This window comes from Devosia submarina, from assembly GCF_003056345.1.
Lineage (GTDB): Bacteria > Pseudomonadota > Alphaproteobacteria > Rhizobiales > Devosiaceae > Devosia > Devosia submarina.
In genome coordinates this window covers 307,726-322,049 of record NZ_PYWB01000001.1, presented here as the reverse complement: position 1 = coordinate 322,049, position 14,324 = coordinate 307,726, and the positions used below count along the sequence as shown (strand labels likewise).

At 61.4% G+C, this 14,324-nt stretch carries 11 protein-coding genes; 7 read left to right on the top strand and 4 right to left on the bottom strand.

Annotated elements, in window-relative coordinates:
- Positions 1–42: 42 nt before the first annotated feature.
- Positions 43–1,536 carry an MDR family MFS transporter gene (locus DDE77_RS01405; protein ID WP_108395873.1) on the bottom strand — a complete coding sequence of 498 codons (1,494 nt, stop codon included), beginning with the start codon at positions 1,534–1,536 and terminating at the stop codon, positions 43–45.
- A gap of 436 nt (positions 1,537–1,972) precedes the next feature.
- On the opposite strand from DDE77_RS01405, the gene DDE77_RS01400 reads away from it, so the two are divergent.
- Positions 1,973–3,121, top strand: coding sequence for a PA0069 family radical SAM protein (locus DDE77_RS01400; protein WP_245895045.1), 1,149 nt, complete (start codon positions 1,973–1,975; stop codon positions 3,119–3,121).
- Here the strand turns inward: DDE77_RS01400 and DDE77_RS01395 are convergent.
- Positions 3,118–3,792, bottom strand: a complete 675-nt coding sequence (locus tag DDE77_RS01395) for an HAD family hydrolase (protein WP_108395637.1) — start codon at positions 3,790–3,792, stop codon at positions 3,118–3,120. The genes DDE77_RS01400 and DDE77_RS01395 overlap by 4 nt on opposite strands.
- A gap of 280 nt (positions 3,793–4,072) precedes the next feature.
- Between DDE77_RS01395 and DDE77_RS01390 the strand changes: the two genes are divergently transcribed.
- The 3 genes from DDE77_RS01390 (at position 4,073) to DDE77_RS01380 (ending at position 7,869) form a co-directional block, all read left to right on the top strand.
- Positions 4,073–4,726, top strand: a complete 654-nt coding sequence (locus DDE77_RS01390; RefSeq protein ID WP_108395636.1) for a ribonuclease HII — start codon at positions 4,073–4,075, stop codon at positions 4,724–4,726.
- 249 nt (positions 4,727–4,975) lie between these two features.
- Positions 4,976–6,109: a site-specific DNA-methyltransferase gene (locus DDE77_RS01385; RefSeq protein ID WP_108395635.1), complete on the top strand. Its 1,134-nt coding sequence runs from the start codon at positions 4,976–4,978 to the stop codon at positions 6,107–6,109.
- A 251-nt stretch (positions 6,110–6,360) separates the two neighbouring features.
- Entirely contained in the window at positions 6,361–7,869 is a 1,509-nt protein-coding gene (locus DDE77_RS01380; RefSeq protein ID WP_108395634.1) for a TadE/TadG family type IV pilus assembly protein, read from the top strand.
- On the opposite strand, the gene mutY is transcribed toward DDE77_RS01380, so the two are convergent.
- Entirely contained in the window at positions 7,870–8,898 is a 1,029-nt protein-coding gene (gene mutY, locus DDE77_RS01375) for an A/G-specific adenine glycosylase (RefSeq protein ID WP_210204329.1), read from the bottom strand.
- Between the two features lie 37 nt (positions 8,899–8,935).
- Positions 8,936–9,244, bottom strand: a complete 309-nt coding sequence (locus DDE77_RS01370; protein WP_108395632.1) for a hypothetical protein — start codon at positions 9,242–9,244, stop codon at positions 8,936–8,938.
- Between the two features lie 58 nt (positions 9,245–9,302).
- Here DDE77_RS01370 and DDE77_RS01365 point away from each other — a divergent pair, with 58 nt between their 5' ends.
- The 3 genes from DDE77_RS01365 to smc all read left to right on the top strand — a co-directional run bounded on the left by DDE77_RS01365 (position 9,303) and on the right by smc (position 14,267).
- Positions 9,303–9,821: a DUF721 domain-containing protein gene (locus DDE77_RS01365; protein WP_108395631.1), complete on the top strand. Its 519-nt coding sequence runs from the start codon at positions 9,303–9,305 to the stop codon at positions 9,819–9,821.
- Positions 9,822–9,914: 93 nt separating this feature from the next.
- On the top strand, positions 9,915–10,745 hold the full coding sequence (locus DDE77_RS01360) for a thioredoxin domain-containing protein (RefSeq protein WP_170116455.1): 831 nt from the start codon (positions 9,915–9,917) through the stop codon (positions 10,743–10,745).
- Positions 10,746–10,811: 66 nt separating this feature from the next.
- Positions 10,812–14,267: a chromosome segregation protein SMC gene (gene smc, locus DDE77_RS01355; protein ID WP_108395629.1), complete on the top strand. Its 3,456-nt coding sequence runs from the start codon at positions 10,812–10,814 to the stop codon at positions 14,265–14,267.
- The last annotated feature ends 57 nt before the right edge of the window (positions 14,268–14,324 follow it).

Here is a 14,324-nt window from a genome sequence, read left to right as displayed (position 1 = left end):
GGTTTTGGTGGCTCTCTCCAGGTCCTGGACAGAGCCTCTTTTTTAGTGACCGCCGTGGCCTGCCGGGCCGCTGCCTTCGGGCTTGCGGATGAAGAAGGCAGCGACGATGGCGCCGAGGGAGATGATGGCACCCACGAGGAAGGCCGAGCGGATACCACCAGCAAGAGCTTCGACGGGCGTGAGGCCTTCGGCGGTAAGGGCCGCAGTGCGGATGGTCATCAGCGCGATAAAAAGGGCAATGCCCGCGGCGCCCGCCAATTGCTGCACGGAGCCCAGAATGGCCGAGGCGTGGGAGTAGAGTTCCTTGCGCACCGAGCCCATGGAGGAGGTGAAAACTGGCGTGAAGATCAAAGCAAGGCCAACGCTCAGGACCATGTGACCTGCCATCAGCGCCCAGACGGAGGTGCCGGTGCCCACGGTGGTGAGTGCCCAGAGCACAGCCGAGACGAGGATGGCGCCAGGCACCGCCAGCACGGTCGGGCCGACACGGTCATAAAGCCGGCCGACGATGGGGCCCATGATGCCCATGATGAGGCCGCCGGGCAGCAGCAGGAGCCCGGTCTGCAGGGTATCTAGGCCAACAACGTTCTGCGTATAGATCGGCAGCAGGATAATGGTGCCGAACAGAGCCATCATGGCGATCAGCATCATGCCGACCGACACGGCGTAGGTGCGCGACCGGAAGACGCGAAGATCCAGCAGGGCCTTGTTGTCGGCCTGAAGGCGCAGTTGGCGCCAGACGAACGCGACCATGGCGACGACGCCAACAGCGATCGGCAGCCAGAGGGGAATGGCGCTTGGCTCGCCCTGGTGTGCAAAGCTTTCGCCAAAGCTTGAGAGGCCATAGATGAGGCCGCCAAAGGCAAAGGCCGACAAGATCACCGAGACCACGTCGAGCGGCGAAGGGCGCGGGGTGGACACGTTCTGGATCTTGCGGAAGCCCAGCATCAGCGCGCCGATGGCAATCGGCAGCACCAGAAGAAACATCCAACGCCATTCGAAATGAGCGAGGATGAAGCCGCCAATGGTAGGGCCGATGGCGGGGGCAACCGACATGACAATGGAAGTGTTGCCCATGGTGCGGCCGCGCTCTTCGGGCGGCACCAGGGTCATCACCGTGGTCATCAGCAGGGGCATCATTATGGCCGTGCCCACGGCTTGCACCACACGACCGATGATCAGCAGTTCCAGCCCAGGCGAAACGGCGCAGAGCAGCGTGCCGGCGGTGAACACCGACATGGCCAGAAGAAAGATCGGGCGGGTATTGAGCACCTGAAGCAGGAAGCCGGTGATGGGGATCACCACGGCCATGGTGAGGAGGAAGCCCGTCGTCAGCCATTGCGCAGCGCCTGCTGAAACGCCCAGATCGACCATGAGATGGGGAATGGCGACGCTCATGATGGTTTCGTTGAGAAACACCACAAAGGTCGAGACCAAGAGCAAGGCGATGACCAGCTTGTTGCGCGCCCGGTCGGTGTGGGCGACCGGCGGCGCGCCGGCAAGGCTCGCATCGAAATGGGTAGCGTCGGTACTCATGATATCTCCTTGACCATTCGTTTTTGCGCTGGCGGCGATGCGACGATCGGCGTCCTGGTGGTTCGACGCCGAAGTCACAAAATTCTGCGACAGCCCTGTCAGCAGAGTGGATAAGCGCAATGATCGGTGGTCTGGCCCTCGGGAGGTCAGATCTTGGGGTTCGCGCGTCGGAAAATGCCGACGCAGGAAATCGGCCTGCTTGTTTAGGCGCGCCGGCTTGGTGCGTCCAGCCGCCCAAACGCATTTCTGCGATGCGAAATCGCCCATTCGCACCTTGGAAGGCAGGAGCGACTTGCCCATATATGTTGCGGCAGCGAGCACCGCACCCTCTGCACTTGCAGCCGTGTTCTTGATTTGTTCCCATGACGCTGCTAGATGTTCTCCCCAGGCTTGCAGAGGCGATTCGCCCTGTCAGCCCGCTGGCAGGAGATGAACCATGGCCCTTTACCAGGCCCCTTCCTTTGAAGCGCTTGAAATGCTCAGCCGGAGCCGGGACGCCGATCTGGCGCGGCGCGAATTGCTGGACCCTGCCCGCGTGCGTGGCCGGGGCGCCCAGAGCAATCATAGCGGTCGTTTCGAGAAGCAGACGCGCGAGCGGTTCGACGACGGCTGGGACAATGTGGAGCCGCTGCCGATTTTTGAAACGGTGGAACACAGCGAGCGCGCCAAGACCATTATCACCACCAATGACAGCCCCGATATCGGCTTCGAGCGCTCGATCAATGCTTATCGCGGCTGCGAGCATGGCTGTTCCTATTGCTATGCGCGGCCGACCCATGCCTTCCTCGGCCATTCGGCAGGGGTGGAGTTCGAGCGCGACATTTATGTGAAAACCAATGCGGTTGAAGCGCTGCGGGCGGAAATCGGCGCCAAGAATTACCGGGTGAAGCCCTTGGCCATGGGCACCAATACGGACCCGTATCAACCGGCCGAGCGCAAGCACAAACTGACGCGCGGCATTCTGGAAGTGATGCTGGAAACGCGTCACCCGGTGATGATCACTACTAAATCGGCGCTGATCATCCGCGACCTCGACCTGCTCACCGAGCTTGCCAAGCTGGGGCTGGTGAAGGTCGCGATCTCGATCACCTCGATGGACCACAAGCTGTCGCGCAAGATGGAGCCGCGGGCGTCCTCCCCTGCCCGGCGCCTTGAAGCCGTGCGGCTCCTGAGCGAAGCGGGTGTTCCGGTGGCGGTTTTTGCTTCGCCCATGATCCCGGCGATCAACGACATGGAACTTGAGCGCATCCTGGACGCCGCCAAGGCCCAAGGCGCGATCAGCGCCTCGATGATCCTGCTGCGTCTGCCCGGGGAAGTGCGTGACGTGTTCCGCGAATGGCTCCTGCGCCATTTCCCGGACCGAGTGCGCCATGTGCTGGCGCTGGTGCGCGATACACGAGGGGGCAAGGATTATGACTCGCGCTTTGGCAATCGCATGGTGGGCGAAGGTCCTTATGCTACGCTGCTGCAGCAGCGCTTCCAAAAGGCAAGGGAGCGCTATGGGCTGGACGGAAAAATGCCGGCCTTGCGCAACGACTTGTTTATCGCACCGCGTTTGGAAGACCGGCAGATGAGCTTGTTCTAGGCGCCGAGGAGTTTCTGGATCAGGGCGAGGACAGAGGGATCGGTGTAGCTGTCGGTGCTGATCGTGGCGCCGGCGGCGAGCATGTCGGCGGGAGAAAGCGAAGTGCGGATGCCCACGCTCACGATGCCTGCAGCGACTGCCGAGGCAAGGCCGGTGCGCGAATCCTCGAAGGCGATGGTGGCGGCGGCGTCGGCGCCAAGAAGGCGCAGAGCTTCGAGATAGGGAAATGGGTGAGGCTTGCTGTGGGGCAGTTCGTCGCCGATGACGATGGCCTTGAAGCGATTGGTGATGCCAAGACCGCCGAGAATGAGGTCGGCGTTGGGCCGGGGCGCATTGGTGACAGCGGCCATGGGGATTCCCCAGCTGTCGGCCAGATCGAGAAGTTCGAAAAGGCCGGTGACAGCATGAAGTTCCGTGGCGGCAATGTCGCGGAACAGCGCTTCCTTTGCCATCATCACGGCCATGCGTTCGTCATGGGGCAGATGGGGCATGAAGTGGGCGGCAATATCTTCATTGGCGCGGCCCTGCAGATCCCGGACAAAGCGCGCCCTGTCGAACTGGTGACCGAAAGGGGCAAAGGCCTGGTTGAAGGCGGCAAGGTGGACAGGGTCGGTGTCGGCCAGGGTGCCGTCGATGTCGAACAGGAGCGCCGCGCCGCTTTTGAGGATCATGGAACTATCCAGCTAACACTGCCCCGGGGATTGACGCAGCGGCGCGAACCGACAGCAAAAAGGCAGAGGCGTCAACCGGGAGGTGAACGTGCCAGCATCGCCGTTCACGCTTGCCGCGTTGGCTGCCGTGGTGGTTGGCGATTTTCCGAACTGGGGCGGCGACCGCTTCACCCTGGTGTTGTGGGTGGAATGGAACAGCTGACCCTCAAATGCTGGTGAATCCACGTCGCGGCAGCCGGCCCGGAATTGACTTGGGCGCCCAGCTGGCGATTCTCACACCATGCTGATTGATTCGATCATCCAGACCGAGCCGGACTATTCCCATGAGCTGGCGCTCAAGGCACGCGGCGCGCAGGTGGTTGCCGGCGTGGACGAGGCCGGACGCGGGCCGCTGGCTGGTCCGGTGGTGGTGTCGGCCGTGGTCCTTGATCCTCACAATATTCCGGCGGGGCTCAACGATTCCAAGAAGCTGAACGAAGAGCAGCGCGAGGCGCTGTTTGAGCAGATCATTGCCAGCGCCATGGTATCGGTGGTGGTGGCGCCGCCTTCGATCATCCTTAGCCACAACATACGTGGGGCGACCCTCTGGGCGATGGCGCAAGCGGCCAGGAACCTGTGCCTCGTGCCCGACCGCGTGCTGATCGATGGACGCGATGTTCCCATGGGCCTGCCCTGCGAAGGACTGGCGCTGGTGGGGGGCGATGGGCGAAGCGTTTCCATCGCGGCGGCGTCCATCGTCGCCAAGGTGACGCGGGATCGCATGTGCCAGGTCATGGATTGCGATGCACCCGATTTTGGCTTTGGCGGTCACAAAGGCTATTCCACGCCCCAGCACATGAAGGCACTAAGCGAGCATGGGCCTTGCCGGCATCATCGGGAGGCGTTTGCGCCAGTGGCAGCGGCGTGGGAGCGGGTGCGGAGTCTGGTGGCGTAAGCGCCTGCCCGCGTGAACTAAGCCCAGTCAAGGCGCCTTCTGAGAACGAAGAACCCCCAGCTTGATCCTCCCCCTATGAAGGGGAGGTGCCGACTGCGTGATCTTTCCAAAGGAACTATAGGCTCTGTAGCTCGCCGAAAGCGCAGGGCGAAGAAAACGCTTCTTAACGTCCTGCTAACCCCTTGCGAACGCTCCATTAACCCTCGTGGCCTATAAGGGGATTGTTAGTCCTTTGTTAGGGTTAAGTGTATGTTGCGTACCGCGCGTACGGCCCCTGTGGCCGCTGCGGAGGAGCCTGTTCGGCTCCCAATCGATACTATCCTGGTGGGCGATTGCATCGACCACATGAATGCCCTGCCGGCCGGCTCGGTTGACCTTATATTTGCGGACCCACCGTATAATCTGCAGCTGGAACAGGGCCTCACCCGCCCCGACCAGAGCAAGGTGGACGCCGTTGAGGACGAGTGGGACAAGTTCGACAGCTTTGCCCATTACGACCAGTTTACCCGCGCCTGGCTGAAGGCTGCGCGCCGGGTGCTCAAGCCTGATGGCGCGATCTGGGTGATCGGCAGCTACCACAACATTTTCCGGGTCGGGACTGCCTTGCAGGATCTCGATTTCTGGATGCTGAACGACGTGATCTGGCGCAAGGCCAACCCCATGCCGAACTTTCGCGGCACGCGGTTCACCAATGCCCATGAGACGCTGATCTGGGCTTCGCGCAGCCAGAAGAGCCGAGTGACGTTCAACTACGAGGCCATGAAGCTGGCCAATGACGATACACAGATGCGCAGCGATTGGCTGTTTCCCATCTGCACCGGCGCCGAACGGCTCAAGGACGAGGACGATGGAAAGGTTCACCCGACCCAAAAGCCCGAAGCCCTGCTATTCCGGATCCTGAATGCCACGACCAAGCCGGGCGACATCGTGCTCGACCCGTTCTTTGGCACGGGAACTACCGGCGCGGTTGCGCGCAAGCTCGGGCGCCATTTCATCGGGATTGAACGCCAAGAGAGCTATATCAATGCTGCGCTTAAGCGCATAGCATCGATCCGGCCAGGCGTATTCGAGGCGTTGCAGTCGGTTACCCCCAAACGCAAGGAGGCGCGCATTCCCTTCGGCTCCCTGGTGGAACAGGGATTAATCGAGCCGGGCACGCAACTTTTCGATTTAACGAAACGTTACTTCGCCATGGTTCGTGCAGATGGATCACTCGTCTCTGGCACACATCAAGGCTCCATCCACAAGGTGGGCGCGCTGGTGCAAGGTTCAGAGTCATGCAACGGGTGGACCTTCTGGCATCACGAAGTTTCGGGAAAAGCGGTTCCCATCGACGATCTACGCACGGATGTTCGTGCAAAACTTGATTTGCTTTCTGCCTGATCCTGACCTCCAATCATTCAGGCTCTAGTGACTGGCCACCGGTTTGCTCCGGTGGCCTTTTTGTTTGTGGCAAGTATCGGGCATGTCGAGGCGTTGTGTTCTGCGACTGGCAAGTTGAACTGGCTACATGAGGGCATCAGCCCGCCGCTTTGCAGTAGAGCATCTCCGAACTATTTGGCTCCCCTCAATCAAATCAACTCTTCCTTAGCGCCGGATGCGTAAAACTGCTTGGACAGGCATGGGGGTGTGTCATGTTCAAGCGTGGGATCAAGCCGGGCGTGCGCAAGCTAATGCGCATGGGAGAATTGTTTGCGGCCGACGAGCGAGGGGCGTTCGCGGTTGTGTTCGGGCTGATGGCGATTGTCCTGGTCGCGCTTGGCGGCGCTGCGGTCGATTACACGCTTTGGCAGAATGCCCAGACCAGCGCGCTGATCTCTGCCGACCGTGGCGCGCTGGCGGGGGCGATTTCGAGTGCCAAGGACCTCCCAACGATTCGCTCGATTGTGGCGGGAGCCGCTACGCAGGCGTCGATGTTCACCACGCTTGAGGTTAAGGATGTCACCTATGACCGCACCGCCGACCGGATCGGGGTGACCGTAGAAGGCACTTATTCAACGCTATTCGTGACGCTGGTGGGCGTGCACACCATGCCGGTACGAGCGACAGCCGTGTCGGAGCGCGCGCAGCCGGGCGAGCTGGAAGTGGCGCTAGTGCTGGATAATACGTTTTCGATGTCGGATGTGGATCCATCTGGCGGAACAAAGCTGCAGGCCCTCAAGAAGGCGTCTCGCAATCTCGTTGATATTCTTTGGGAGCAGGACACCGCACAGACGGTGGAGATAGCCCTGGTGCCCTACGCGGACTATGTCAACGTTGGCGTGGCAAATCGTGGCCAATCGTGGCTGGACATACCGGCTGACTATTCAACATCCACTCCAAACGCGTGCTATCAGACGGCGGACTACGAGGAATACAATTGCGTGACCACTTACGGGCCGTACTATGACTGCTCGACCTACAAAGATGGAGTAAGGATACCGGCACAATGCAGGACTTCCTCCAAAAAATGCGACAGGCGACCGGTCACACCCAAGACGGTGTGTCCCGCTCCTACCGTACGCAACTATAAATGGTATGGTTGCGTCTATTCTCGCAATACCGGCACCCTGAGATTGAACGATAGTCTGCCGATGTCTCCTTATAGGGGCCCGGTTGCGCAAAGCCAGTCCTGCCTCAATCCCATTGTTCCGCTAACAAAGGACCGCAACATTGTTCGAACAAGTTTGGACAAGATGGTCGTCAATATCGGTTCGTATAGGCCTGCGACCTATATTCCAGCCGGCATAGTCTGGGGCATCAACGTTCTGTCGCCTACCGCACCATTCACCGAGGGCAGCAATTATGATCCTTCGAGGCTTCGCCCGCGCAAAGCCCTAGTGCTGATGACTGACGGCGACAACACCTTGCAGTTTCGTGCGTCCGATGGGCAGCACGTTGCCTTAAGTGCAGCAGAGCCGGCCCGCACTACACAAAAGGGCAAGACTGACGATGACACATTGGCACTCTGCAACTACGCCAAAACTCAGGGCATCGAGGTTTTTACGGTGGGTTTCGGAACGCTATTGCCAACGTCGGATGCGCTGCTGAAGGGCTGCGCCAGCGACGAGAACCATTATTTCAGTGCTGCGAACGCCGAAGAACTTGAGGGTGCGTTTGAGCAGATCGGCAAGGCGCTGAAGTTTGTGCGCCTAGTGGAATAGCTAGTGGAGCCCGGCTTGGGCCAGGACCTTGCGGAACAAGGTGGGCAGCGCCTCGCCCTTGAGCGCCTGGCGTGGCGCCCACCAGCCTTCGCTCAGGCCCGCCGGATCTATCTGTGCGGACCAGACTTCCAGCTCCAGTCGGAAATGGGTGAAGACGTGGACGATCTGGCCTTTGTGGCGCCAATTGCCGGCGGCGGGATAATCGGCAAGTGGCAGATCTGCGGCCCATGGGGAGCCCGGCACTTCGGTCATGCCACCAAGGAGGCCCTTGGTGGGGCGGTTCTGGAGATACACATCGCCCTGCTCGTCGAGCATGACATAGGCGTGGCCCTTTCGCACGGGGCGTTCGGGCTTCGTGGGCTTGACGGGAAATTGCGTCGGGTCGACGGTCTTGGTCGCGATGCAGCCCTGCTGGATGGGGCACAGCATGCAGACGGTGGTGCGCGGGGCGCAGATGGTCGCGCCCAGATCCATCATGGCCTGGGCGAAGTCCCCTGCCCGCGCGGGGACGGACGCCTGAAGAGCGGCACGTAGCTCATCCTTGGCGTCGCGAACGGGCACTTCAAGAGCGTAGTAGCGCGCCAAGACGCGATCGAGATTGCCGTCCAGCACGGCGACGGGCTCATCAAAGCAGATGGCCGCTATGGCAGCACTGGTATAGGCGCCAATGCCGGGCAGGGTTTGCAGCGCCTCGGAGGTGCGCGGGAACTGGCCGCCGTGCCGATCGACCACGGCCTGGGCGCAGGCATGAAGATTGCGGGCGCGAGCGTAATAGCCGAGGCCCGCCCATTCCTTGAGGACGCTGTCGAGTGGGGCGGCGGCAAGGTCGAAGACGGTGGGCCAAAGGCTGGTGAAGCGCAGGAAATAGCTTTTGACGGCGGCAACAGTGGTTTGCTGTAGCATCACTTCGCTGAGCCAGATGCGATAGGGATCGGGCGCTGTGCCGCGGGCGCGATCGGCGGGGGAGACACGCCAGGGTAGATCGCGCGCATGCCGGTCATACCAGGCGAGCACGGTCGGGGCGTCGATCGGCGCGGGATTGGAGAGAGACAAGGAAAGAAGCAAGCTAGTCAGATTTGACCGCTTGTATGATGGCATCGAGCTTTTGGTCGATCTCGCCCATGCGCCGATCGAGGTAAATCTCCAAGCGTGTCTCCAAGTTGGCTACGGCACCGCCTAGTTCCAACTTGATCATACCTTCAAGATCATCACGCAGATCGCCAATGCGGCGCTCCTGACGTGAAAAATGTTCGGAGATGCCTGTAAAGGCCTTCCGGATGTCCCGGCTTTCCTGCCGCAAAAGACGCAGCTCATCGAGCAATTGGGATTGCTGCCGTGCTATGAAATCCAGGCTGATGCTATCGACGTGGGACATGTTATCTCCGTACTCGTGATATAGGCTAAAAACTTCGCATCTGCTAGCTACACGGATCATGCCCAAGGACGACCTGCCTGAGCCCAAGCGGCGGAACAAGACGTTGAACCTGGCGGATGTGCTGGCCGGTGCGCTGGATCCTGTGCTCAAGAAGCGCGGGTTTGCGAGCCGCGATATCATTACCCATTGGACCGTTATGGCGCCCGAGCCCTATGACAAGGTCGCGGTACCCGACAAGCTGGTGTGGCCGCGCGCCGAGCGAGGTGCGGAAGGGGCGACACTGGTTTTGCGCTGCGTGCCCGGACATGCCCTTGCGATTCAGCACGAGGGGCAAAAGATCGCGGCGGCGGTGAACCGGTATTTCGGCTATGTGCTTGTGGGGCAGGTGCGCTTGTCGCCCGAGCCGTTCACGCCCGGTTCAGGCGCCAAGCCAGATAAACGGCCCCAACCAAGCCCGAGCGTTCAGGCAAAGGTCGGGGCACAGGTGGCCGATATCGAAGATGATGATCTGCGCGAAGCATTGCGGACACTTGGTCACGCGCTCTTGAGCAGGTCGCGAGGCAATGCCGGCTCCTGAAACTTAGTGTTCACGTTGGGTTGATGCATGTGCCCACTTGCCCACACAATTGCGCTGTGTAGTGTCGCCAACAACAAAAAAGGAGCGTTAGCCGTGAACTTTACCCGCCGTGACACCCTCATCCTGGCCGCTGCCGCCTCGGCTTTGAGCCTTTGCGGGATCGCCACCGCCAACGCTGCAGAAGGCGACATGGTCGACGTGAACAAGCTGATGGCGCCGGCCGGCGACCTGGCTGACCATGTACTGGGCAGCGATACGGCGCCGGTTACGGTTATCGAATATGCCTCGCCCACCTGCCCGCACTGTGCGGCATTTTCCAACAACGTAAAGCCTGCCTTTATCGAGGCCTACGTCAATACGGGCAAGGTGAAGTACATAGCGCGTCCATTCGTGCGCAACGTACTCGACGCGGCTGTTTTCATGCTGGCAGAAGCTTCTGGCCCAACCAATTACCACAATGTTGTGTCGACCTATTTCCGCACCCAGACGCAGTGGGCAACGTCGGAAACCCCGCGCGACGCGATCCTCGACATTGCCAAGCAGCTCGGCTTTACCCAGGAAAGTTTCGACGCCGCATTGACGAATCAGGCGCTGTTCACCGGGATGGAAGCCGTGCGCGAACAGGCCCTCAATGAATTCGGTCTGGCCGGAACGCCCACCTTCTATATCAATGGCAAGACGCTGAGCGGTGACAAGAGCCTTGAACAGCTGGCAGCTGAAATCGATCCGCTCATCCCCGCCGATTTCGTGCCGAGCACCGACAATGCCGTGCCCGCCACCGTTCCACCAGAAACCCCGTTGCCAGTTGAAACTGCACCGGGAACCGTTCCTGCGGTTTCGCCCATCGCACCCGAGGCTACAGCTCCTGCTGCGCCACCAGCACCGGCAGCTCCCGCTGCACCTGCGGCCCCTGCTGCACAATAAGCTGCTCCAGCCACTGCGCCTCCCCCATCAGGGGGAGGCATTTGCCTTGCTCAGGGAGCGAGGACAATGAAATTTACCCGCCTCAAGCTGCATGGCTTCAAGTCATTTTCGGACGAGATGACACTGGTGATGGAGCCGGGGCTGACGGGCATTGTCGGACCCAATGGCTGCGGCAAGTCCAACCTGGTGGAAGCCATGCGCTGGGTCATGGGCGAAAGCTCATACAAGGCCATGCGCGCTTCTGGCATGGACGATGTGATCTTTTCGGGTTCTGGGAATCGCCCGGCGCGCAACTCAGCCGAAGTCACCCTGGTGCTAGACAATTCGGACCGCACCGCGCCCGCCGCTCTCAACAATGCCGATATTCTGGAAGTCACCCGCCGCATAGAGCGGGAACAGGGATCGGTTTATCGCGTGAATGGGCGCGAGGTGCGAGCGCGCGACGTCCAATTGCTGTTTGCCGATGCTTCGACCGGAGCCCATTCCCCCGCCATGGTCCGACAGGGGCAGATCGGTGAGTTGATTGCGGCCAAGCCCACCGCGCGACGGGCCTTGCTGGAAGAGGCTGCGGGCATATCCGGCCTTCATTCGCGGCGGCACGAAGCAGAACTGCGGCTGCGCGCAGCGGAAGCAAACCTCGAGCGCGTGGACGATGTGATCGCCCAGATCGAAACTCAGCTCGAGACGCTCAAGCGCCAGGCGCGGCTGGCCACCCGTTACCGGGCGCTGAGCGGGGACATCCGACGGGCCGAGGCAACGCTTTATCATATACGCTGGGTAGGTGCGCGCTTTGCAGAAAAGGAAGCCGAGGCGCAGCAGGCGGTGCTGATCCGGCAATTGGCCGATGCAACCCATGGGCAGTTCCAAGCGCAAAAGCAGCTCGATCTTGCCGATACCGCCCTGCAGCCCTTGCGGGAGCGGGAGGCGGTGACCGGGGCGGTGCTGCAGCGCTATACGATCATGGCTGAACAGTTGACGGCAGAAGCTCGCCGGGCCGACCAACGCCGACAGGAGCTGGAAGATCGCCTCAAGCAATTGGAGCGGGACGGCGCGCGCGAGCAGGAGTTGGCTGCCGAAAGCGAGGCGACGCTCGCGGCTTATGCCGAGGAGCAGGCAGTGCTGGAGGCGGAAGCCGAGGCAGCGCAGGTCGACTATGACGAGGCACGGCAAATTGCCGAGGAAGCTCGAGCCGCGGTTGATGCCGCAGAGGCAGTGGCACGGGCGGCTGCCGATGAGTTGTCGCAATTGCGAGCGCAACGGGCGCAGACTGTTCGGGCCGCTCAGGATGCGGCCATCCGGCTGGAGCGCCTCAACGGGCAATTGCGTGATGTCGAGCACGAGGCCGAACAGATCGCCCTCAGTCTTGGCGCCGACGAAACTCTGAGCGCCATGCAGGCGGCACTGGCGGACGCAAAGGACAGCGCGGCGGCGGCCGAAGAGCTGACGTTGGAGGCGGATGAAACAGTTGCAATTGCCGAGGAAGCGCTGGAAGCTGCCCGGCCCCGGCTTGCGTCGATCGAAGCAGCGCTCAACCGATTGCAGGGCGAGGCCAGCACGCTGGGCAAGATGCTCAATGTGGGCGCAAGCCTTTGGCCGGCCATTGTCGATGAACTCAAGGTGGCGCCGGGGTATGAAACAGCGCTGGGCGCAGCGCTCGGCGATGATCTGGAAGCAAGCTCGGATGCCGGCGCCCCCATGCACTGGTCTGTGCCGGTGGATCATAGTGATGACGCCGCCCTGCCCCAGGCGGCCGAGCCGCTGTCTCGCTACGTGACCGGAAGTGCCCTGCTCAAGCGGCGTCTGGATCAGATCGGACTCATCGATGCGGCGGATGGTCCGGGCCTAATGCATGCGCTTAAGCCCGGCCAGCGGCTGGTGACGATGGATGGTGCCTTGTGGCGGTGGGATGGCTTTGTGGCGGCGGCCGATGCTCCGACTCCTGCTGCGCAGCGGCTGGCGCAGCGCAATAGGCTGGCAGAGTTGGAGGAGGAAATCGCCCGCACCAGGGGCGAGCACAGCTTCGTCAAGCGCGAGATCGAAACGCTCAATACAGCCCTGGACGCGGCCCGGCAGGATCAACGCGCCAGGCGCGACGCCTGGCGTACGGCGCAACACGCCATTGGCACGGCGCAGGTGGAAGTGGACAAGGCGCAGCGCGCCATTGGCGATCTGACGGCGCGGCAATCGGCTGTGGAGGAAGCGCGACTGCGGCTCACTGCCAGTGTGGCAGAGGCCGCGGCCCTGCGCGAAGAAGCCGAGGCGGTTCTGAGCGAAGTGGGCTCGGAGGAAGACGCTGCTGCAAAGGCTCAGGAACAACAGTCAGTCTTGGCTGCGGTCAGGGAGCGGGCGGAACAGGCGCGGTTGCGGCTGGGCAATTTCGAAACTGCTGCGCGCATGCGTGACAGCCGAATGGCGCAACTGGAGCGCGATACATTGAGCTGGCAGCGCCGACGCGATGGCGCCCAGGTGCAATTGGCGACCCTTGAGCAGCGAAAGGGGGAAATCCGCGAGCAGCTCAGGAGCGTCACTGAAACGCCGGATGGTTTTGCTGCGCGAAGGGAGCAGCTCGAGGAGCAAATTGAACAAGCCAAGATCGAGCACAAGGCTGCGGGCGACAGCTACAATGTGGCGCAAACCCAGTTCCGCGAAGCCGACAAGAACCTGAAGGCTGCAAACGACACGCTTGCGAGCGTGCGGATCGAGCTCACGCGCATCGAGGAGCGGGCGAAGGGTTTTATCGCGCAGCGGCAACAGATCGAGCGTCAAATCGAGGAAACACTCGATATACCTGCATCGCGAACGTTGGAGGCGTCAGGCATCCGACCCGAAGAGCCCCTCCCCTCGGAAACGGCAATCGAGCAAAAGGTGGAGCGGCTCAAGGCCGAGCGCGAGCGACTGGGCGGGGTGAATTTGTCGGCCGAAAAGGAAGCCGGCGAGGTTCAGGAAAAGCTCGATACGCTTATTGCCGACCGTGACGATCTGATTGAGGCCATCGCCAAGCTGCGCACCGGCATCCAATCGCTAAACCGCGAGGGCCGCATTAGGCTCAACGAGGCTTTCGGCAAGGTGAATGCGCATTTCCAGGAGCTTTTCACCAGCCTATTTGGCGGGGGCACGGCCGAGCTCACCTTTGTGGAAAGCGATGATCCGCTGGAAGCAGGGCTCGAAATCATTGCCCGCCCGCCCGGCAAGAAGCCGCAGACCATGACCCTCCTTTCGGGCGGGGAACAGGCGCTAACCGCGATGAGCCTGATCTTTGCCGTGTTCCTCACCAATCCGGCCCCGATCTGCGTGCTCGATGAGGTCGATGCTCCCCTGGACGATGCCAATGTGGAGCGGTTCTGCAATCTGCTCGAATCCATGCGGCAGCGCACCAACACACGCTTCATGGTGATTACGCACAATCCCATTACCATGAGCCGTGTGGATCGATTGTTCGGGGTGACCATGGCCGAGCGAGGCGTAAGCCAGCTGGTCTCGGTGGACCTGCAGACAGCGGAAAGTTTCCGGGAGGCTGTCTAGAGATAGCCGTCCAAACCGGGAGAATCTGCCTGCGCCTGCCTTCGTTGTGCCATGATG

Excerpts from the sequence above, each read along its gene's own strand:
- DDE77_RS01390 (WP_108395636.1), top strand. The coding sequence starts at position 4,073 with ATGCTGATTGATTCGATCATCCAGACCGAGCCGGACTATTCCCATGAG.
- DDE77_RS01365 (WP_108395631.1), top strand. The coding sequence starts at position 9,303 with ATGCCCAAGGACGACCTGCCTGAGCCCAAGCGGCGGAACAAGACGTTG.
- DDE77_RS01400 (WP_245895045.1), top strand. The coding sequence starts at position 1,973 with ATGGCCCTTTACCAGGCCCCTTCCTTTGAAGCGCTTGAAATGCTCAGC.
- smc (WP_108395629.1), top strand. The coding sequence starts at position 10,812 with ATGAAATTTACCCGCCTCAAGCTGCATGGCTTCAAGTCATTTTCGGAC.
- DDE77_RS01370 (WP_108395632.1), bottom strand. The coding sequence starts at position 9,244 with ATGTCCCACGTCGATAGCATCAGCCTGGATTTCATAGCACGGCAGCAA.
- DDE77_RS01380 (WP_108395634.1), top strand. The coding sequence starts at position 6,361 with ATGTTCAAGCGTGGGATCAAGCCGGGCGTGCGCAAGCTAATGCGCATG.
- DDE77_RS01405 (WP_108395873.1), bottom strand. The coding sequence starts at position 1,536 with ATGAGTACCGACGCTACCCATTTCGATGCGAGCCTTGCCGGCGCGCCG.
- DDE77_RS01395 (WP_108395637.1), bottom strand. The coding sequence starts at position 3,792 with ATGATCCTCAAAAGCGGCGCGGCGCTCCTGTTCGACATCGACGGCACC.
- DDE77_RS01385 (WP_108395635.1), top strand. The coding sequence starts at position 4,976 with ATGTTGCGTACCGCGCGTACGGCCCCTGTGGCCGCTGCGGAGGAGCCT.